We start from the raw sequence: 20,207 nt of genomic DNA, 5'->3' as shown, positions 1-20,207 counted from the left end.
GTCAGAAGCGGACCTGAAACTGCGCCGAGCCTGTATAAGAGCGCATATCCTCTCTAAATTCAACCTCATAGCCGATTTTCAGGGAGAGGTGATTGTTGTCTGACATTATAACTTTTCCCCCGGCGGAATAGCGGAGTTTGTCTTCCGTTCCGTTGCGGAAAATAGTGTAATCGGTGTTGAAAACGCTCGCACGCACGGGCTCGTTATCCGCCGAAAAATCGTAGTGAATTCCGCCTTCTATTTCCGGCTGTACGGTTGTTCTGAGAACGGTTTTCAGCGGGTTGAAGGCGATGTTGACTTTCAGCCCCGCTTCGGTGGAAGTTGTTTCTCTTTTTTGAAGGGAAATGCCAAGCCCTCCGGTTTCCCGGTAGGCGTCAATTGACGATCTTCCAAACATAAAAGACGCTTCGGGTTTTATTCTCACCGGCAGATTTTTCAACAGTTCCAACCCCGCGGACACTTTTGCTCCGTAAACAAAAATGTCGCTTTTTCCGTTGATTCTGCCCGCAGCCGCCGCGCGTCTTTCCGATTCATAGTCATGTGTGCCCGCGGAAAAAATTCCCGTCGCGGAGACCGTTCCGTGGTCGTATCTTGTGTAGATTGCTCCGTGAAAACCTTCGGTTTTTTCCGTTACGCGCTCGCCTCTTGTTTCTATAAAAGAAGCGGCTCCGGCTATTCCCACACCCATTCTTTCGTTGAATAACAGCCTGTGAACTCCTGCGGAAAATCCGCGTGCGCCAATTTCATACAAATCCCCCGAAGAGGTCTTTTCAAAACCGCCGCCGAAAATTCTGTAAGTCGGAGTTGGCTGCTGAGTTTCCCACAGCATAAGCTTGACCGCCTCAACCACCCGCTCTTCAATAGAGCCAAAGAATTTTCTCTGAAGGTCTATGATTTCGTAGTCAACGCCGCCGTGCTCGCTTGGAATCAGCTCCCTTACCCCCGCTTCCGAGGTAAGGCCGCTGTCAATATCTTCAACTATTCTTGATGAACCTTCGTCAACCCTGCCTGCGACCAGCGAAGTGTGAATGGTTGCCGCGAGTTCGCGCGGGTTTGCGCCGTTAAACGCCGCCGCTATTTCCTGACGCGCGCCTTCGGATGAATCAAAAGCCACGCGTAGTCCGTTGTCTTCGCGCACAATGTCGGTGAAAAGACCGGGGTCTGTAATTTCGGTGTTGTCATCTATGTTTGACGTGTCGCCTTCAAAAATGGAGATGGACATATTTGCGGTTCGCGAAAGGTCATACGCGCTCAAACCCCGCACCCCGATTGAGGAGTTGGCGGTTGTGTGGATGCTGCCGGAGATTATTTTCCCTGAATTCGCGGCGGTCGCGTCTCCGCTTACCGGTATTTCAATCACTATGTTAAACGAGACATTTCCCTGTTCAACGGACAGATTGCCCGCCATTCCCAAATCAACCGTTCTTTCTATGGAGAGAATTCCCTCTCCCGTTTTTCTGAGAGATTCAAAGTTTCTGTAAAGATTGCCCGCGCCGACATCGTCTCCATTCAAAGTCCGGGTTGTGCCGGCGGCCGCATTCACGTTGATTGTGTCCGAGCCGCCGAGAGCGTCAACGTATTCAAGGTCGCCGTCATTCGCGCCGACAGTCCATGTGTTGTCTTCGTCCGACAGGGTTGCTCTCTCAAAATTCCTGAATCTTGACAGTACCTCTCCGTCATGGTTTCCGTCTCCGAACGCGATTGTGTCGTTTCCGGCGAGCGCGTCAACGAGAGAAAGTTCGCGATCGTTTTCCGTAACCGTCCAAATGTTGTCATTATCGGACAGGGTTACTTGCTCAAAGTTTCTGTAAAGCCCGTCTGAGGAGTTGATGTTCATCGCGCTGTGGTTTCCGTCTCCAAACGCGAGCGTGTCCGTGCCGTCGAGTCCGTTTATCCACTGCCACCCTGAGGTTGTGTCATTTACCGAAACAACCCATGTATCGTCGTTGTCGCTCGTTGAGACCGCGACCTGTTCAAAATTCAAATAGTTTCCGTAGGCGGGCGTGCTCAAATCGCTCATGGAGAATGAAGAGTCCGCCGCGTTGAAGGAATTGTCGTTGTTAGTGTCTTCGAGGGTTTCTTCAAGCGTGTCCGTGCCGCCAAGCGCGTCAATGCTCTCAAGAGAGTTGTCGTCTTCCGTAACCGTCCAAATGTTGTCATTATCGGACAGGGTTACGCGCTCAAAATTTCTGTAAATCCCGTCTGAGGAGTTGATGTTCATCGCGCTGTGGTTTCCGTCTCCAAACGCGAGCGTGTCCGTGCCGCCCATCGCGTCAACTCTCGTGAGATCCCGGTTGTCGTCCGTAACCGTCCACGTGTTGTCATTATCGGACAGGGTTACTTGCTCAAAGTTTCTGTAAAGCCCGTTCGCGCTTATGTTTGCCCCGCTACGGTCTTCGAGAGCCAGAGTGTCCGTGCCGCCGAGCGCGTCAATGTAATCAAGGTTGTAATCGCCGTCCGTTGCCGTCCACATGTTGTCCGCATTGGATAAGACCGCCTGCTCAAAGTTTCTGTAAAGCCCGTCTGCGCGTACGTTCGCCGATGAGTGGTTTCCGTCTCCAAACACAAGCGTGTCCGAGCCGTTGCCGTTCATCGCGTCAATGTATTCAAGGTCGCCGTCATTCGCGCCGACAAACCATGTGTTGTCTTCGTCCGACAGGGTTGCTCTCTCAAAATTCCTGAATCTTGACAGTATCTCTCCGTTATGGCTTCCGTTGCCGAACGCGATTGTGTCGGTTCCGCCAAACGCGTCAATGCTTTCAAGGTTGCGGTCGCCTGCGCTAAAAGTCCAGATATTGTCTTCTTCGGACAGGGTTACCCGTTCAAAGTTTCTGTAACGCCCGCCTGCGCTTACGTTCGCCGACGAGTGGTCTCCGTTTCCGAGCGCAAGCGTGTCCGTGCCGCCGCGCGCATTTATCCAACCCCAGTCCGTTGTAAAATCGGCGTTTGAGTTAGCGACCCATGTGTCGTCTCCGTCCGTAATGCCAATGGCGATTCTCTCAAAATCCACATAGTTTCCGTAAGCCGGGGAAGCCAGCAGGTCCGCCGAAGGCGGAACATCGCTCGCGTTGTAGGAGCTGTCCCCTTGTGTGTCTTTAAGCATAATTTCCAGAATGTCCGTGCCGCCGAGCGCATTGATGCTCTCAAGGTTGAGGTCGTTGTCCGTTTCCGTCCAGATATCGTTTCCGTCCGATAGAATTGCGCGCTCAAAGTTTCTATAGCGTCCGCCCGAACGGATCTCTTCCGCGCTGTGGCTCCCCTCACCGAACGTAAGCGTGTCGGTTTCGCCGAGCGCGTCAATAAATTCAAGTTCAAGGTCGTTGTCCGTAACCGACCAGGAGTCGATTGCATTGGAAAGCGTTACGCGCTCAAAGTTTCTGTAAAATCCGTCCGAATGGATCTCTTCCGCGCTGTGGCTTCCCTCACCGAGCGCAAGAGTGTCTGTGCCGCCGGCTGCGTTAACCCACTGCCAGCGGGACGATTCTGTTGAAGCGACCCACATATCGTCCCCGTCCGTTGTTGAAACCGCTAACTGCTCAAAGTTTGCGTATTTTGCGAAATCCGGGTCGGTCGCCAGTGAGTTCACTGAAAGTGCGGAGTCCGCGATGCTGAAAAATCCGTCTCCGGTTGAGTCCGTTATAGAGGTTTCCAGAGTGTCCGTGCCGCCGAGCGCATCAATGCTCTCAAGGTTGAGGTCGTTGTCCGTAACCGTCCAGAAGTCGTTGTTGTCTGAAAGGGAGGCGCGCTCAAAATTTCTGTAGCCGCCGCTTGAGTGCAGTTGGGCGGAGGTTTGGACTGTGCTTCCCAGTATGATTGTGTCGGTTCCGCCGAGCGCATCAACATATTCAAGGTCTGAATCATTTGAGCCGACAGTCCAAATGTTGTTTCCCCCGGAAAGCGTTGCGCGGCGGAAGTTCACATATTTTGTCAAAGCATCGCCGCTGTGGTTTCCGTCTCCGAATACAACCGTGTCCGCCGTTCCGGCAAGCGCGTCAATGAGAGAAAGTTCACGATCGTTTTCCGTGATAGTCCAAATGTTGTCATTGTCGGACAGGGTTACGCGCTCAAAGTTTCTGTAAAACCCGTCTGAGGAGTTGATGCTCATCGCGTTGTGGTTTCCGTCTCCAAACGCAACCGTGTCCCCCGTGCCGCCGAGCCCGTTTATCCACTGCCACCCCGAGGTTGTGTCATTTGCCGAAACAACCCATGTATCGTCGTTGTCGCTCGTTGAGACCGCGACCTGTTCAAAACCCGAATAGTTTCCGTAGGCGGGCATGCTCAAACTGCTCACGGAGAATGAAGAGTCCGCCGCATTGAAGGAATTGTCGTTGCCAGTGTCTCCGAGGGTTTTTTCAAGCGTGTCAGTTCCTCCGAGCGCGTCAATGTTCTCAAGAGAGCTGTCGTTGCCCGTAATAGCCCAAACGTTGTTATCATCGGACAGGGTTACGCGCTCAAAGTTTCTGTAGCGTCTGCCGGCGCCAATGCCGCCCGAGTTGCGAATCAGGTTTCCGACCGAAAGTGTGTCCGTGCCGTCGCGCGCGTCAATGAATTCAAGCCGCGCGTCGTTGTCGCCCACAGACCAGAAGTCACTGCCGTTCTCCGACAGATACACACGCTCAAAGTTTCTGAATACCCCGTTTGGATGAATTTCCACCGCAGAGAAGTTACCGCCCGCGCCCGTAACAGTGATGGAGTCCGCTCCGCTTCCGAAGTCCGCAAACGAACCGTTTGTGAAAAAATCCGTACTCAAAGAGGGGAGATTGAGGTTGTCGTCATCGCCTCCTTCAACAATGCTCATATTGACAGTCTCGCCGTCCGCTATGGTTCTGACGACTGCTTCCGCCGCCGGATTATGGCAGAAAAAAACAAGCGCGGTAATCAGCAGAAAAGCCGGATTTTTAATAATTTTTGCCCTCATCGGTACTCTGGAAACGCTTCTGAAATATGAAGTGTTGTAGGTGGCAAGTCTATATGTTTGCCATTTTTAACACAAGATTTTCAAGGGCTAAACGGCAGTTGAGATTGCGTGCTCTGATGCCCGCCATCGCGTTTTCAAATTCAAGCGCTTTCTCAACTATTTCAGTTGGTTTCCGCCGTCCGGCGAAGTCAACGGAAACATCGCTCAAAGCGCCGTATGTGAATTCGTTCACTCCCGCGCTTGCACGCAGTAAATCCCGAATCCACAACGCCGCGGATTCGGCGAAGTTTTCAGCTTGAACCCGCTGTTCGGCGTTTCCTTTCGCTTTGCCGAGCAGGTTTTCCACGAAAGCGAAAACCTCGGACGGTTTGCGCGCGTCAATTCCGGCAAGAATTTTGATAGTTTTCACGATTTTCCCCGTCTCTTCAGAGGTGATTTTTAACGCCTTGCCGGGGCTGCCGTCCGCGATTTTTACCGCAAGTTCAATTTCTTCGGCGGAAAGTTCACCGTTTTTTACGAGTTTTTCGCGCGCGACTCTTCCATCAAGTTTTCCGAACCCGACCGTGTGGCATCTTGAACGTATGGTTGGCAAAATCATCAAAGGCAGGTCGGTTATGAGGATTATGACCGAGTAGGGCGGCGGCTCTTCAAGTGTTTTTAGAAATGCGTTCTGTGCGCTTGAGTTCATTCTTTGCGCGCCGTCAACGATGAAGATTTTGTATTGAGATTCAAAGGGCTTGAGAAAAATTCCTCTCTCAATTTCATTGCGCACATTGTCAACCGTGATGGCGTTTTTGTCTTTGTATTCAAACAGTGAAACATCGGGATGGATTCTGCCGTCAATCCTCTCGCAGACGGAGCAATCGCAGTGAGCGCTCTCCGCCTGCCTGCGCTTTTCGGGGCATATCAACTCTTTTGCGAATGAGATGGCGGTGAGTTTTTTTCCAACGCCTTCGGGACCGGAAAACAGGTAGGCGTGAGCCGTCCGTTCGCCCGAAACCGCCCGTTGAAGGGTTTTCTTCGCGAGCATGTGTCCGTCTATTTCTTCAAACACCTTCTAAATACCGATTTTCCCTTCAACCGCCGCACAGACCGCTTTGTGAGTGTCCGCAATTTCCCCGGTTGCGTCAATGACTTTGATTCTCCCGGGCGACTTTTCCGCTTCGGACAAAAATCCCGAACGCAGGCGGTTGTAAAAGTTTTCCGTTTCCCGGTCCATTCTGTCAGCGCCTTTGCCGGTTTTATTCCTGTTTTGGAGCCGTCGCATGCACGTCTCAATGGGTGCGTCAAGAAAGAGCGTGATGTCCGGCACGACTCCGAGCGCAGATTTTTCCGCCGCCGATATTACAAATTCAAGGTCAATATCCCTTCCGTAGCCCTGATAGACGACCGTTGAGTCAAAAAATCTGTCTGAAATGACGGTTTCCCCTTTGTCCAGAGCGGGTTTTACCACTTTTTGAACATGGTGGACTCTGTCGGCGCAAAACAGAAAAACCTCCGCGAGAGGGTCAATTCTTCTCATCTTTTCCATCAGGATTGTGTTTCTTATGCTTTGCCCTATTTCCCCGCCGTCTCCGGGCTCGTGTGTGAGCGCTGTTTTTTCGCCATTCGCTTCAAGGTGGTTGCGCAACAACGCGGCTTGCGTTGATTTTCCGCAACCGTCAATTCCTTCAAAAGTGATAAACATAGGACAGTTTTTCCCGCATCCGGCGTATGATACTTGACCCGCTCTTCGATTAACATTCTTGAAATGGCGCGCCGTATGTGTAAATATAACTGCTCAAATACGCCGGTGAGGATACGGTAATAGTGATATGGGGTTTGGGTGTTCTGAAAATGAGATTTTTGACCGCTCGCGTCTGGAGTTGATGGCGCGTGTCGGGGGGCTTAGTGCTTCGGGGGTTTCCGCCCCCGACCCGCAAGTAATGCGGATTTGCGAAGAGGCCGCCGGCGGAGACGGTATTTCCCCGGATGACGCCTTGTTTCTCACCGGAATTGCAGATTCTCAAATCCCCGCTCTTTTGAGCGCCGCGTCTTTTCTCGCCGTCCGCTCTCACGGCAAAGAACTTACATACTCAAAAAATGTGTTCGTTCCCCTCACGCGGCTTTGTAGAAACCACTGCGGATACTGCACTTTCAAGATAGAGCCCGGAGACGCGGAGTTGTTAATACCTCCCGACGAGGTTGATGAAATAGCCCGCAAGGGCGCGGAACTCGGTTGCACGGAGTTGCTTTTTGTTCTCGGAGACAAGCCCGAAGCCGTTTACGGCGAATACAGGGAAAAACTTAACGGGCTTGGATGCTCAACAACCGCCGAGTATCTCGCCGAGGTGTGCGAGTCTGCCATCGGGCGCGGGATTTTCCCCCATTCAAACCTCGGTCTTGCGACCACGGGAGAACTTTCGCGCCTCAAACAGAGCAATCCGAGCATGGGGCTTATGCTTGAAAACATCAGCCCCCGTCTTCTCAAACCCGGGCACGCGCACCACCGTTGCGCGGACAAAGTGCCGAAACTTAGAATGGAAACGATGGAGCGCGCGGGGAATTTAAGAATTCCCTGGACGAGCGGAATACTTGTCGGCATAGGTGAAACACGCGCGGAAAGGGTTGATTCACTTTTCGCTCTCAAAGAGTTGTCAGACCGGCGGGGGCATATTCAGGAGATTATAATTCAGAACTTCAGCCCGAAAGACGGCATTGCGATGGAGAGTTTTCCGCCGCCGGATTTTGCCGACATGCTCAAAACGGTCGCGGTAGCGCGTCTTGTGTTCGGGGGCGGGATGAACATTCAGATTCCCCCCAACCTCAACGGCGAAACCTACGCGAATTTCATTCCCGCCGGAATAAACGACCTCGGCGGAGTGTCGCCGCTCACGATTGACTATGTAAATCCCGAAGCTCCGTGGCCCTTGCTTGAAGAGATGCGCGCGCAGGTGTCGGCTTTGGGCTTTGAACTGAGGGAGCGGCTTCCGGTCTATCCCGAATACATAAGCGGCAAGTTTCTTGAGCCGCAGATGCTTGAAATGGTAAAAGCCCGCGTTGATGAGCGGGGGCTTGTTCCGGAGGTGAACTGAAAAGAGATGTCCTCTCAGTTAGAAGATTTGAGGGATTTGATAGACGACCGCCGCGCTTCGGGGCTTGAGGCGTGTCTTGCGCGCGTGGATTCCAGTCTCGCGGGCATCATAAGCAAGCCGTTTGAGTCAAAAGAGGTTTCGGTTTCCGATGCGGACGCACTCTTCGCGATTGCCAAGCCCGATGAGATTGCCGCCCTTGTAATTGCCGCGGACAACTTAAGAAAAGAGGATGTGGGCGATGTTGTTACATATGTCGTCAATAGAAACATAAATTTCACAAATATCTGCGATGTTTATTGCGGTTTTTGCAATTTTATGGCGCCCGAAGGGGACGAAAAAGCGTATTTCCTCTCAATGGAGGAGATAGCGGCAAAAACAAAAGAGGCGTGGGAAATAGGCGCAACCGAGGTGTGTATGCAGGGTGGAATGCACCCGAAGATTGACGGCAACTACTATGTGGACTTGATAAAAAACGTCAAAAAAGCGGTTCCGGAAATGCACACTCATGCGTTTTCACCTTACGAAGTCTGGTATGGGGCGCACACGCTCGGCATTGAGGAAACTGATTTTATCAACATGCTGAAAGATGTGGGACACAACACTTTTCCCGGCACCGCCGCCGAGGTGCTTGTTGAAGAAGTAAGAAAGAAAATCGCTCCACGCAAAATTCCGACCGAAGTATGGATTCGGGTCGTTGAAAAAATCCACAAAGCCGGAATGAGAACCACTTCAACAATAATGTACGGACATCTTGACGAGCCGCGTCACTGGTCTGTTCACCTCGGCGTTCTGCGCGACATACAGAAACGCACGGGAGGGTTCACCGAGTTTGTTCCCCTGCGTTTTATTCCGTGGGAGACGCGCATTTTTCAAAACTCAAAAGGCAAGGTTCACGAGGGTCCCACAGACTTGCACCAACTTAAAATGTATGCCGTGTCGCGCCTTTTTCTACGCGGCTGGATAGACAATATTCAGGTGTCCTGGGTGAAGCAGGGACCGGAGTTTGCGCAGTTTTCGCTCACCGCCGGAGCCAACGATTTCGGTGGAACGCTTATGGAAGAGCAGATTTCACGCAAAGCGGGCGCGAGTTACGGGCAGTATTTTCCACCTGAGCAGTTCCGCCGCCTTACGCGCGAAATAGGGCGTATTCCGGCTGAAAGAAACACGGTTTACGGCATTTTGAAAAAGTTTGACGCAAAGTCGGAAGACGCAAGTGCGAATATATAAGGAGGATTTCTAAAATGGCGACCAGAAAGTCCATTAACATCAAAGATTTTATGCACGGAGTTGAGCGGCGCAATCCGTCCGAGCATGAGTTTCACCAAGCCGTAAGGGAGGTTTCGGAATCCCTTGTTCCGTTCATAACGAAAAACCCGATTTATATGCAAAAACAGATATTAGAGCGGCTGACCGAGCCGGACAGAATTATATCTTTCAGGATCTGTTGGGAGGACGACGAGGGCAACATCCGCACAAACCGCGGATACAGGGTGCAGTTCAGCGGCGTTATCGGTCCATACAAGGGCGGCTTGCGTTTTCATCCGTCCGTCAGCCTCAGTGTGATGAAGTTTCTGGGGTTTGAGCAAATTTTTAAAAACAGTTTGACGGGCTTGCCGATGGGCGGCGGAAAGGGCGGAAGCGATTTCAATCCGCGCGGCAAATCAGACGGCGAGGTTATGCGTTTCTGTCAGGCATTTATGACCGAGCTTGCGAGGCACGTGGGCGAAAATATTGACGTTCCCGCCGGAGACATAGGGGTCGGCGGACGCGAAATCGGCTACATGTTTGGTCAGCACAGGCGTATTTCGGGCGCGTTCACGGGCGTTTTGACGGGCAAAGGCATATCTTTCGGAGGCAGTTTGATTCGCCCCGAAGCGACCGGCTACGGAAGCGTGTTTTTTGTGAGCGAAATCCTCAAAGCCGCAGGCGACGATTTGGACGGCAAAATCTGCGTTGTTTCGGGTTCGGGCAATGTGGCGCAATACACCGTTGAGAAACTGACCCAGCTCGGCGGCAAGGCGGTTACGATGTCCGATTCAGACGGGTTCATTCACGACCCGAAGGGGATTACTCCCGAAAAACTTGCGTGGATAATGGATTTGAAAAACAACAAGCGCGGGCGCATAAGCGAATACGCGAAAAAGTTCAAATGCAAATTTCACAAGGGCAAAAAGCCGTGGGGTGTGAAATGCGATGTGGCGTTTCCGTCCGCGACTCAGAATGAACTTATGGGCGCGGACGCGAAGGTTCTAATCAAAAACGGCGTTCAAGTTGTGGGCGAGGGAGCCAATATGCCGTGCGACCTTGACGCGGTTCACACTTTTCAGAAAGCGGGCGTTATGCTTGCCCCCGCAAAGGCGTGCAATGCCGGCGGCGTTGCGGTTTCAGGATTGGAGATGACGCAGAACAGCATGAAACTTTTCTGGAGCCGCGAAGAGGTTGAGGAGAAACTCAAAGACATTATGGTCGGCATCCACGAACGCTGTCTTGAATTCGGCAAAAAAGGCAAAAAAGTTGACTACGTTGCCGGAGCCAACATCGCGGGCTTCAAAAAAATCGCGGACGCAATGGTGGCGCAAGGGGTTGGTTAGGTTTCGTTGCCAATGAAAATATTGAGGAATATCTGCGCGAATACGAATACAACCGATAGGAGGGTGTTATGAAAGAAAGATTTACAGAGTGGCTTATAGAAAAGGGGTTTTCACCTGGAACTGCAAGCGGTAGTTACAGGGTAGGAATAAACCGTTTATCAAAAGATTTAGGGGAAGATATTTTTCAAATAACGGATTTGGAGAGAGTGAGCGAAATCAGAAAAACTTACGACAGGGGAGGGGCAAAGCAGGAAGTGGGGTATCTTTCGGCAGGTTCGCCAAGGGCTGCGATAATTCAATACGAGCAATTTGTCAGGGAACTGTCAGATGGGGGAGGAGTGTCTGATATTGAAGGGTCTTCAGATAGTGTTTCCAATTCCGCTCCCAGAAAATTGTCCCTTGAGCGCGATTTGCACAATGCGATTGAGAGTCAAATTTCCGAACTTTTTTCTGGTTATAAACTTGTCAGTTCCGAATATACGATTAAAAATGTCCGACTGGACTTGTTGCTCAAAAAAGGCAGTGATTTCTTGGTTGTTGAATTAAAATCCGGTGCCGCTACGCATGCGGCATTTGGTCAGATTTCAATGTATATGGGGCATGTCGCGGCGAAGTTTCCAAAATCTTCCGTTAAGGGTCTGATAATTGCCGCTGATATAGATCCGGGGCTGATTGCCGCCTGCTCCACAAACAAAAATATTTCCTGCAAAAAATACAAAATGAAACTGCGGCTGGAAAACGTCTGAACAGTCCCGCTCCTTTGTCGGTTAAACTCTGACTGACAATGCCTCTTGCAACCGACCTCGCAAAAACCCTCCAGTCCCGCACTTCCGCCGAAGTTCGTTTTCGCAAAATAGACCGCATTATTTACTCGACTGACGCAAGCAACTACCGCATTGAGCCGCTTGGCGTTGTTATTCCGCGCACGGCGGAGGATGTTGCCGAAACAGTAAAAATCGCCGGTGAATTCGGCGTTTCAATCCTTCCGCGAGGCGGCGGAACGGGGCTCGCGGGGCAGTGCCTCGGAGACGGAATCACCGTTGATATGTCCAAATATATGGACGGGATTTTGGAGATTGACGCGGAAAACAAAACCGCGACCGTTCAGCCGGGAATATGCCTTGGACGGTTAAATGACGTAGTTGCCGAAAAAGGGCTTATGTTCGGTCCCGACCCGGCATCTGCGAGAATCGCCACTGTCGGCGGCGTTGTGGCAAGCAACGGAACGGGCGCGCACTCAATTCTCTACGGAATGGCGGGCGACAACGTTGTTTCGCTCCGCTCCGTTCTTCACACAGGCGATCAAATTTCCTTCTCCGCTTCGGGTTGCCCGGACGCGGCGCTTTCCCGCGCTCTTGAAAACTTCAAAAATGCAAACCGGGCGCTTGTCGCGGAAAAATTCCCAAAACACTGGCGCAGGGCTTCGGGGTATTCGCTTAACTACCTGCTTGATGATGAATTCAATCCCGCAAAACTTTTCGCTTCGGCTGAGGGCACTTTCGGAATCACAACCGAACTGACGTTGAAACTGGTGGAAAAACCCGCTTATAAATGCCTCGCCGTGTTGCAGTTTGACAACCTTTTGCGCGCGATTGAGACCACTCCGCTCATATTGGAGCGCGACCCCGCCGCGATTGAACTTGTGGATGGAATGCTCATCGGGCTCACGCGAAAACACGGCGGTTTTTCGCATCTTCTGTCGTTTGTGAAAGGCAAACCGGAGGCGGTTCTTGCCGTTGAGTTCTTCGGAGAGAGTGAAAATGAGTGCCGCCTGAAAGCCGAAGGGTTTATCGCTTTTTTGAACGAAAAAGGTGTCGCGTGCGAAAAAGACCTCGCGCTTTCCGAACAGGATCAGGCAAAGGTGTGGGGCGTGCGGACGGCGGGGCTTGGTCTTTTGATGAGTTCGCGTTCCCCCGCTAAACCGATTCCGTGCATTGAAGATGTGTCGGTGCCGGTCGCTTCGCTCGCCGCATACGCGCGCGACATATCGCAAGTGTTTTCCTCTCTCGGTCTCAAAGCCGGTTTTTACGCCCACGCGAGCGCGGGCTGTTTGCACATCCGCCCGCTTATTGACCTTTCAACGCGCGAAGGGGCTCAGATGATGGAAGAGGTGTCCGAAGCCGCGCTTGGTCTCGCGCTGAAATACGCCGGAGTGATGAGCGGCGAGCACGGGGACGGATTGCAGAAAAGCCATGTGAACCGGCGGCTTTTCGGCGATGAAATTTACTCGGCGATGACAGATTTGAAAGGGATTTTTGACCCGCAAAACAGGTTCAATCCCGGCAAGGTTGTGAACCCCGCCCACAACGCGGCGGACAACCTCAGAAGTTTGAAAAAAAGCGAAACGCCATTGCCCGCGCTTCTTGACTGGACGGAGCAAGGCGGTTTTGAGTCCGCCGTTTATTCATGCAACGGGCAGGGGGTTTGCAGAAAAACCTCCGAGGGCGCGATGTGCCCGTCTTTTATGGCGACCCGCGATGAGATTGACACCACAAGAGCGCGCGCGAACCTTTTGCGGAGCGTGTTGAGCGGCGATGCCGGAGAGGATTTTCTTTTGAGCGATGAGGCGGAGGAGGTTTTCAGTTTCTGCGTCGGGTGCAAGGCGTGCAAAAGCGAATGTCCGTCATCGGTGGATGTGGCGAAAATGAAAACCGAGTTTCTCGCGCGCAGAGCGGAAAAACTGGGATTTTCCCTTGCGGACAGATTTTTCTCGGATGTTCACATAATTTCATCCGCGCTGTCGCGGGTTCCGGCGGCGAACCGCGTGGCAAATTCCGCGATTTCAAAAAATCTGCTTGCGCTCGCGGGTGTGGACCCGCGCAGACCGCTGCCGCGGTTTGCCGCGCGGCGTTTCAGCGATTGGTTCTCAGGTCGCAATCCGGTTTCAAAACAGAAAAAGGCGGTTTATTTTCACGACACATGGGCGGAGTTTTACAATCCCGGCGCGGGCGCGGGCGCGGTGAAAATCCTTGAAGCGCTCGGCTACGAAGTTGTGATTGAAAAAAAACGGGTGTGTTGCGGCAGGCCCATGCTCAGCCGCGGAATGATTGACAAAGCGCGCGCCGCCGCCGAAATCAATATCGGCGTTCTCCACCCCTACGCGGACAAAGGGATTGCGATAATTGGAACCGAGCCCAGTTGCGTTTCAATGTTCAAGGACGACTACGCAGACCTCCTGCCCGCGAGCGAAAAACGCGAAGCGGTCGCGCGGATGTTTTTCACGCTTGAGGAATTTGTGAAACCGCGCGCCGCGGAACTTGCCGCGAAAATTGAGCCGCCTCCGGAGACCTTTCTCGCCCACACCCATTGCCACTCTAAAGCGGCCGAGCCGGATTCGGGGCTTGAACCCGTTTTGAGAGCGCTTGGTTTTAATGCGGTTGATTCGGGCGCCGGATGTTGCGGAATGGCGGGTGGATTCGGTTACGAAAAGAAAAATTACGAGGTTTCAAAGAAAATTGCCGAAGACCGGCTTGTTCCGGCGATTGAGGGGCTTGGACAGTCCGCGCGGGTATGCGTTACGGGAATATCGTGCATGGAGCAGATACGGTATTTTTCCGGCGGAACGCCGGAGCATTTTGCCGAAATTGTGTCGGCAAGCATCAGGGATTAGAGGGTTTTTCAGTCAGTGGCAAAAGCGAAAATTACACTTAAAACCACGAACACAACAAAGATGCCCATCATGTAAAACGGGTATTTGGGGTTGTACCCCTTTTTGATGTTCGGCACGCGAAGCTGCCCGAACACCACCCCTGCTTTGCTTTTAGTGGTTTCGCCGTCCGGAGTTTTCCGGGTTTTTTCTTCAGACATTTTTTCCTCCACTGTTTCAGTCTTCTCCCGAAGGGTGCGGACCGAATGCGTATTGTTGTGTTATTTCAAGCATATCTTTCAGAGTTTCAAGCATTTTGTCCTGCATATCTTTCTGTGACAGAACGCCGTAGTAGTTTCCGTTTTTGTCTTCAACGACAAGGTGTGAGATGTTGTGCTGTCCGAAGATTTCAAGACATTCGGAAAATGTGTTGCGCAGATTTACTTTGATGACATCGGGCGTCATAACATCTTTTACTTTGGTGGCGTTGGGGTCTTTGCCTTCCGTAACGACTTTTGTTGAAACATCGTAGTGGCTGAAAACTCCGACAAGTTTTTCGTCTTTGAGAACACCCGTTGCGCGGATTTTGAGCCGTTTGAGTGTGGAAGCGGCTTCTTTTACCGTATCGTCCATGGAGACGGAGTAGAAAACCTCGCGGTTTTTCACCATGTCCTTGACGGTAATCTGACTCAAATTTTTACCGGATATCACCATTTTTCCTGTTAACTATTCTATTATATGAGCGCGGCGCGCGCAATTGACAATGGGCTTGAGGTGTGGTTATTATCTCCCGATTAAGAGGAAAAGTCGCGCGGGAGGCACATAAAGTGGCTGAATACAAACATCCTGAAGTTCTCGTCTCAACCCAGTGGGTTGAAGACCATAAAAACGATCCCGACGTTGTAATTGTTGAGTCCGATGAGGACATTCTTCTCTACGAAATAGGGCACATTCCCGGCGCAATTAAACTTGACTGGCAGGTTGAACTGCAAGATCAGACCATCAGAGATTACCTCGCGGTTGAGAGTTTTGAGAAACTTATGTCTGAAAAGGGCATATCAAACGACTCAAAAGTTGTCTTCTACGGAGACAAAAGCAACTGGTGGGCGTGCTACGCTTTCTGGACTTTCAAGGTTTTGGGGCATGAAAACTGTCTGATAATGGACGGCGGAAGGCAGAAATGGATTGACGAAAAAAGGGATTTAACGCGGGACATTCCAAAACTCCCGAAGACCAAATACAAGGTTGGAAAGGTTGATGAATCCATAAGGGCTTTCCGCGATGATGTTCTGAAGCACATGAAATCGCAAGGCGCGCTTGTGGATGTGCGCTCGCCTCAGGAGTTCACCGGCGAGTTGCTTCACATGGAGGCGTATCCTCAGGAAGGGTGCCTCAGAGGCGGGCATATCCCCGGCGCGAACAACGTTCCGTGGGCGAAGGCGGCAAATGAGGACGGCACTTTTAAATCGGCTGACGAACTTGAACGGATATACGGCAAAGAGCAGGAACTCAAACCCGGCGAAAAAGTTATCGTTTATTGCAGAATAGGTGAAAGATCTTCTCACACATGGTTTGTTCTGACCTATCTTTTGGGCTACGAAAGCGTAAGAAACTATGACGGCTCATGGACGGAATGGGGAAACATGGTGCGCGCTCCAATAGAGAGGTGAAATGGGTCTCGCCGAAATTGTTGAGCAATTCAGAGATTCCGATTTCCAAACCACAATTGATATGCTGGTTGACTATTCAGACGACCTCCCGCAGATTCCTGAAAAATACATTCCGCTTCTTGAAAAATCAGAAAACAGGGTTCCCGAATGCGAAACGCCCGTTTTCATCTGGGTTGAAGTGAACGGTGGAAAGGTCGCAATTCACGCTCATGCGCCCGAAGAGTCGCCCACGGTTCGGGGTTTTGTGTCAATTCTTGTTGACGCTTTCACCGGAGCGTCTCCCGAAGAGGTGGCGGATGCGCCGGTGAACCTTCTGAACCGGCTTGGTCTTGACAAAAAACTCGGAACAAGGCGCATGTACGGGCTCGGAGCCGTTTACGCAAGAATAAAAAAAGAGGTGGGCGAAAAAGCCCGGAACTGAACCGTGATTCACCACGAGTTAATGGACACCCTGATGGATCACTATGAGAATCCCAGAAATTTCGGGGCTCTGGACGGCGCGGATTTCGTGCGGAGCGGCGGCAATTCCGGTTGCGGAGACACCATAACGGTCTATCTCAAAATGGACGGCGACGTTGTCAGAGATATTGGTTTTGAGGGCAAGGGGTGCATGGTAAGTCAGGCGGCGGCTTCCCTTATTTCGCTCAAAGTCAAAGGAATGAAAGCCGAAGAAATTTCCGCAATGGGCAGGGAAAACATGATTGAGATTCTAGGCAAAGAGATTGTAGTGCGCCGCCCCAGATGTTCAACACTTGTTCTTGACACCCTGAAAGGTGCGCTCATGGAAAGTCAGAGCGGGAAAAACCGCGTCTGAAAGAAAACCAGAATCAGCGCGGCGAGCGCGACCCTGTAAATCACAAAAGGCGCGTAACTCCGGTTCCGGACAAAGCGCAAAAGAAACCTTATGGAGACAACGCCCGTGAGAGCCGCGGCGATTGTTCCCGCGAGAAACTCACTTTCATTGGGAATCACGAATCCGTTCTTCCAGACCGTCCGTGCAATGGCGGCTCCAATCACGGGAACTCCCATCATAAAGGCGAATTTCGCCGCATCCTCCCTTGTGTATCCGAGGAACATTCCTCCGGCTATTGAGACACCCGATCTTGAAACGCCCGGCACCAGAGCGAATGACTGCGCCACTCCGAAAAACACGCAGTCTTTGATTGAGAGGCTTGCGAGCCGTTTTGTTTTTCCTTTTTTTCTGTCGGCGGCAAACAGCACGGCGCTTCCGACAAGCAGTGCGCCCGCGACCACGGCAGGATGCCTGAGAGCGCCCGCGACCGCCGCCTCAAAAACAAATCCGACCGCCGCCGCCGGCAGGATAGTAATCGCGAGCCCCACGCCCATTTTTGCATCCGCACTTTCAAACGAGCCGCTCCGCGCCGAGCGCAACAACGCGCCCGCAATCGCCGCCCACTCCTTTCTGAAACAGAACAAAATTGAGATAAGAGTTCCAAAATGGAGCCAGACCGCGAGGTCAAGCCCGCCGTCCCGCCATGACAACAACCATGAAAAAATCATAAGGTGCGCCGTGCTGCTTACGGGAAGAACCTCTGTTATTCCCTGCACGACACCGAGAATAGCGGTATGGCGGTTTTCCAATCAGTTTCTCCTTTTTTTGTCAAGCGCCTTTTTGAGATATTTCCCCGTCAGAGATTTTGCCGACCGTGCCAACTCTTCCGGGCTGCCCTCGGCCACTATTTTTCCGCCGTTTTTTCCGCCTCCGGGACCCATGTCTATCACATAGTCCGCGCTTTTTATTATTTCCATATTGTGCTCTATCACTATCATCGTGTTGCCTTTTTTAATCAATTTTTCAAGCGCCGCGAGCAGTTTTTTGACATCGTTGAAATGCAAACCGGTTGACGGCTCGTCAAGCACATAGAGTGTTTTTCCCGTTTCTTTCTGCGAAAGTTCTTTGGCGATTTTAATCCTCTGCGCCTCGCCGCCCGAAAGAGTGTTTGCTTCCTGTCCGAGCTTGACGTATCCGAGCCCGACTTGTTCAACAATGTCCAGTTTACGGTTTATCCGCGGGTGTTTTGAGAAAAATTCCACCGCTTCGGAAACCGTCATTTGCAGAACGTCCGAGATGTTTTTGTCCCGATATGTTATCTCAAGCGTTTCGCTCTCAAAACGTTTTCCTCCGCACCGCTCACAAGTGGCGTAAACATCGGGCAGGAAGTGCATTTCCACCTTAACGCTTCCCTTCCCGCCGCATAAACCGCAACTGCCTTCCCGGACATTGAAACTGAAACGCCCCGTTCCGTAGCCTCTCAATTTCGCTTCGGGAGTCATCGCAAACAGTTCACGTATGGGAGAGAAAATTCCCGTGTAGGTTGCCGGATTTGACCTTGGGGTTCTGCCTATGGGCACCTGGTCTATTTTGACAATCTTGTCCGCGTGGCGCGTTCCGCAGATGGCCTTGAAACCATCTCCCGCCGCTTTTCCCCGCCGCGCTGATTCAATTGCGGGGCACAGAATTTCGTGAAGAAGAGTGCTTTTGCCCGATCCCGAAACCCCCGTGATGCATGTAAAAACCCCGACGGGGAAAGACACGTCCAGCCCGGCAAGGTTGTTCTTTGCCGCGCCTTTGAGAGTGATGAATTCTTCCGGCTTTCTTCTTTTCAGAGGAACCTCTATCGCCTCCCTGCCGGACAGGTATCTGCCCGTTAGCGATCCCTTGCAGGAAATCAGTTCCCGCACCGTTCCGCATCCCGTAATCTCTCCGCCGCGCCGTCCGGCTTCGGGTCCCATATCCAGCACAAAGTCGCTGTTTCGTATCATGTCCTCATCGTGCTCAACCACCACTATCGTGTTACCGTTGTCCCTCATTGTTTTCAGGGTGCGTATCAGTTTGTCATTGTCTGACGGATGCAGTCCGATTGACGGCTCGTCGAGCACGTATGTAACGCCTGTCATTTTAGAGCCAAGTTGTGTTGCGAGCCGGATTCTCTGCGCCTCGCCACTTGAAAGTGTTGCCGCGGAGCGGTCAAGCGCGATGTAACCGAGCCCGATGTCTTTGAGAAAACCTATCCGTGATTTGATTTCCTCCACGATTCCTCCGCCGATTTCCGTTTCGTATTTTCCGAGTTTGAGGTCGGCGAAAAACCGCAGAGCGTCTTCCACTTCAAGGCGCGATATGTCGTAAATGGTTTTTTGATTTACAAAAACCGACAGACTTTCCCTGCGCAGTCTCGCTCCGCCGCAGGACGGGCAATCGCCCTTTTTCATATACTCCGCGAGCCCGGACTCAACTTCGGAGGACGAGGTTTCCGTCCGCCATTTTGCCAAAGCGCCGATGACGCCCGAAGAATCGTCTCCGTGCCCGTTGCCGTAGAGAACCGCGCGCCGCGCTTTTGCGGGAAGTTTTCCGAATGGCACGTCCGTGCTGAAACCATGGTATTCCGCCGTTTGCTCCATAAGCCGTTTGTGATACCGCGAATTCTTCCACGGCTTTATCGCGCCGTTCCGTATTGACAGCAACGGGTTCACAATCAGTTCGGGGTCAAAATCGGTTTTCACGCCGAGCCCCGAGCACTCGCCGCACATTCCATAGGGGCTGTTGAACGAGAAAATTCGCGGCGATATTTCGCCGTATGTCTCGCCGCACGAAGGGCAGGAAAAGGTTTCGCTGAAATTTACGGTTTTGTTTCCGAATGTGCACACGGCATTGCCTCCGGACTTTTTGAGCGCGAGCGTAAGCGAATCTTCAAGCCTTTTTCGCGCCCCCGCCCCCAAAGTTCCGACCGTGTCCACAACCACTTCAATGTCGTGCGTTTTATTTCTGTCCAGAACAATTTCCTCATCAAGGTCCCTTTCCTCTCCGTCTATGAACGCGCGCACAAACCCCTCTTTTTTCAGGTCTTCAATCTCCTTGCGGTAAAGGCCCTTTCTGCCACGCACAATCTGTGACATCACGGTAACCTCCTCTCCGCGCGCGGAGGACAAAATCCTCTTCGCCATCGCCTGTGCGGTTTGCGGGCTGATCTCCTCTCCGCAACGGTGGCACATCGGTTTGCCCGCACGCGCGAAAAGCAGCCGCATGAAATCGTAAATTTCCGTTATTGTTCCGACCGTTGAGCGCGGATTGCGGTAAAAGGTTTTCTGGTCAAGCGATATTGACGGCGAAAGCCCGTCCATGAAATCCACATCCGGTTTTTCAAGTTGCTCGACAAACTGTCTTGCGTATGCCGAAAGTGACTGCATAAACCTGCGCTGCCCCTCGGCAAACAGCGTGTCAAAGGCAAGAGATGATTTACCCGAGCCGCTCACGCCCGTGATTGTTACAAGTTTTCCGCGCGGAATTTTCGCGCTTATGTTTTTAAGGTTATGGCTTCTCGCGCCTTTTATGTTTATGAAGCTCAAAGC

Annotated in this window: 15 protein-coding genes; 8 read left to right on the top strand and 7 right to left on the bottom strand. The window is 52.0% G+C overall.

The genetic code is table 11. The features are described 5' to 3' along the window. Position 1 precedes the first annotated feature (1 nt). The 3 genes from ACY430_RS03645 to tmk are packed head-to-tail and all read right to left on the bottom strand — an operon-like array spanning position 2 to position 6,605. Positions 2-4,918, bottom strand: coding sequence for a hypothetical protein (locus ACY430_RS03645; protein ID WP_462137533.1), 4,917 nt, complete (start codon positions 4,916-4,918; stop codon positions 2-4). A gap of 49 nt (positions 4,919-4,967) precedes the next feature. After that, complete coding sequence (locus ACY430_RS03640) at positions 4,968-5,972, bottom strand: DNA polymerase III subunit (protein WP_462137532.1); 1,005 nt, start codon at positions 5,970-5,972, stop codon at positions 4,968-4,970. Between the two features lie 3 nt (positions 5,973-5,975). Beyond that, a complete protein-coding gene (gene tmk, locus ACY430_RS03635) occupies positions 5,976-6,605 on the bottom strand; it encodes a dTMP kinase (protein WP_462137531.1) in 630 nt (209 codons plus the stop codon). Positions 6,606-6,732: 127 nt separating this feature from the next. On the opposite strand from tmk, the gene cofG reads away from it, so the two are divergent. The 5 genes from cofG (at position 6,733) to ACY430_RS03610 (ending at position 14,193) form a co-directional block, all read left to right on the top strand. Next, complete coding sequence (gene cofG / locus ACY430_RS03630; protein WP_462137530.1) at positions 6,733-7,992, top strand: 7,8-didemethyl-8-hydroxy-5-deazariboflavin synthase CofG; 1,260 nt, start codon at positions 6,733-6,735, stop codon at positions 7,990-7,992. Between the two features lie 6 nt (positions 7,993-7,998). Beyond that, on the top strand, positions 7,999-9,219 hold the full coding sequence (gene cofH, locus ACY430_RS03625; RefSeq protein WP_462137529.1) for a 5-amino-6-(D-ribitylamino)uracil--L-tyrosine 4-hydroxyphenyl transferase CofH: 1,221 nt from the start codon (positions 7,999-8,001) through the stop codon (positions 9,217-9,219). A 14-nt stretch (positions 9,220-9,233) separates the two neighbouring features. Continuing rightward, positions 9,234-10,583, top strand: coding sequence for an NADP-specific glutamate dehydrogenase (gdhA, locus tag ACY430_RS03620; protein WP_462137528.1), 1,350 nt, complete (start codon positions 9,234-9,236; stop codon positions 10,581-10,583). A gap of 68 nt (positions 10,584-10,651) precedes the next feature. Then, on the top strand, positions 10,652-11,329 hold the full coding sequence (locus tag ACY430_RS03615) for an endonuclease NucS domain-containing protein (protein WP_462137527.1): 678 nt from the start codon (positions 10,652-10,654) through the stop codon (positions 11,327-11,329). A 38-nt stretch (positions 11,330-11,367) separates the two neighbouring features. Further along, on the top strand, positions 11,368-14,193 hold the full coding sequence (locus ACY430_RS03610; protein ID WP_462137526.1) for an FAD-binding and (Fe-S)-binding domain-containing protein: 2,826 nt from the start codon (positions 11,368-11,370) through the stop codon (positions 14,191-14,193). Positions 14,194-14,201: 8 nt separating this feature from the next. Here ACY430_RS03610 and ACY430_RS03605 read toward each other — a convergent pair whose 3' ends face one another. After that, positions 14,202-14,390 carry a hypothetical protein gene (locus tag ACY430_RS03605; protein ID WP_462137525.1) on the bottom strand — a complete coding sequence of 63 codons (189 nt, stop codon included), beginning with the start codon at positions 14,388-14,390 and terminating at the stop codon, positions 14,202-14,204. Between the two features lie 16 nt (positions 14,391-14,406). Beyond that, the gene (locus tag ACY430_RS03600; protein WP_462137524.1) at positions 14,407-14,883 is read right to left on the bottom strand and encodes a CBS domain-containing protein; all 477 of its coding nucleotides are present in this window, start codon (positions 14,881-14,883) and stop codon (positions 14,407-14,409) included. A 113-nt stretch (positions 14,884-14,996) separates the two neighbouring features. Between ACY430_RS03600 and ACY430_RS03595 the strand changes: the two genes are divergently transcribed. The 3 genes from ACY430_RS03595 to ACY430_RS03585 are packed head-to-tail and all read left to right on the top strand — an operon-like array spanning position 14,997 to position 16,653. Continuing rightward, positions 14,997-15,839, top strand: a complete 843-nt coding sequence (locus ACY430_RS03595) for a sulfurtransferase (RefSeq protein WP_462137523.1) — start codon at positions 14,997-14,999, stop codon at positions 15,837-15,839. A gap of 1 nt (position 15,840) precedes the next feature. Continuing rightward, complete coding sequence (locus tag ACY430_RS03590; RefSeq protein WP_462137522.1) at positions 15,841-16,260, top strand: SufE family protein; 420 nt, start codon at positions 15,841-15,843, stop codon at positions 16,258-16,260. Positions 16,261-16,263: 3 nt separating this feature from the next. Further along, complete coding sequence (locus ACY430_RS03585; RefSeq protein ID WP_462137521.1) at positions 16,264-16,653, top strand: iron-sulfur cluster assembly scaffold protein; 390 nt, start codon at positions 16,264-16,266, stop codon at positions 16,651-16,653. On the opposite strand, the gene ACY430_RS03580 is transcribed toward ACY430_RS03585, so the two are convergent. Both ACY430_RS03580 and uvrA read right to left on the bottom strand, forming a co-directional pair. After that, positions 16,629-17,441 carry an undecaprenyl-diphosphate phosphatase gene (locus ACY430_RS03580; RefSeq protein WP_462137520.1) on the bottom strand — a complete coding sequence of 271 codons (813 nt, stop codon included), beginning with the start codon at positions 17,439-17,441 and terminating at the stop codon, positions 16,629-16,631. The two genes, ACY430_RS03585 and ACY430_RS03580, sit on opposite strands and share 25 nt — an antisense overlap. After that, positions 17,442-20,204 (bottom strand): excinuclease ABC subunit UvrA, encoded by a 2,763-nt coding sequence (gene uvrA, locus ACY430_RS03575; RefSeq protein WP_462137519.1) that lies wholly within the window; start codon positions 20,202-20,204, stop codon positions 17,442-17,444. It abuts the gene before it with no gap. Between the last annotated feature and the right edge of the window lie 3 nt (positions 20,205-20,207).

The sequence above is a fragment of the Candidatus Mycalebacterium sp. genome (genome assembly GCF_977828045.1).
The sequence above is the reverse complement of the archived record's forward strand: the minus strand, read 5'-3'. Positions and strand labels throughout refer to the sequence as shown.

What these genes read in the sequence shown, in the direction of transcription:
- tmk (WP_462137531.1), bottom strand. Translation starts at nt 6,605, where the DNA reads ATGTTTATCACTTTTGAAGGAATTGACGGTTGCGGAAAATCAACGCAA.
- ACY430_RS03645 (WP_462137533.1), bottom strand. Translation starts at nt 4,918, where the DNA reads ATGAGGGCAAAAATTATTAAAAATCCGGCTTTTCTGCTGATTACCGCG.
- gdhA (WP_462137528.1), top strand. Translation starts at nt 9,234, where the DNA reads ATGGCGACCAGAAAGTCCATTAACATCAAAGATTTTATGCACGGAGTT.
- cofG (WP_462137530.1), top strand. Translation starts at nt 6,733, where the DNA reads ATGGGGTTTGGGTGTTCTGAAAATGAGATTTTTGACCGCTCGCGTCTG.
- ACY430_RS03605 (WP_462137525.1), bottom strand. Translation starts at nt 14,390, where the DNA reads ATGTCTGAAGAAAAAACCCGGAAAACTCCGGACGGCGAAACCACTAAA.
- cofH (WP_462137529.1), top strand. Translation starts at nt 7,999, where the DNA reads ATGTCCTCTCAGTTAGAAGATTTGAGGGATTTGATAGACGACCGCCGC.
- ACY430_RS03615 (WP_462137527.1), top strand. Translation starts at nt 10,652, where the DNA reads ATGAAAGAAAGATTTACAGAGTGGCTTATAGAAAAGGGGTTTTCACCT.
- ACY430_RS03610 (WP_462137526.1), top strand. Translation starts at nt 11,368, where the DNA reads ATGCCTCTTGCAACCGACCTCGCAAAAACCCTCCAGTCCCGCACTTCC.
- ACY430_RS03600 (WP_462137524.1), bottom strand. Translation starts at nt 14,883, where the DNA reads ATGGTGATATCCGGTAAAAATTTGAGTCAGATTACCGTCAAGGACATG.
- ACY430_RS03590 (WP_462137522.1), top strand. Translation starts at nt 15,841, where the DNA reads ATGGGTCTCGCCGAAATTGTTGAGCAATTCAGAGATTCCGATTTCCAA.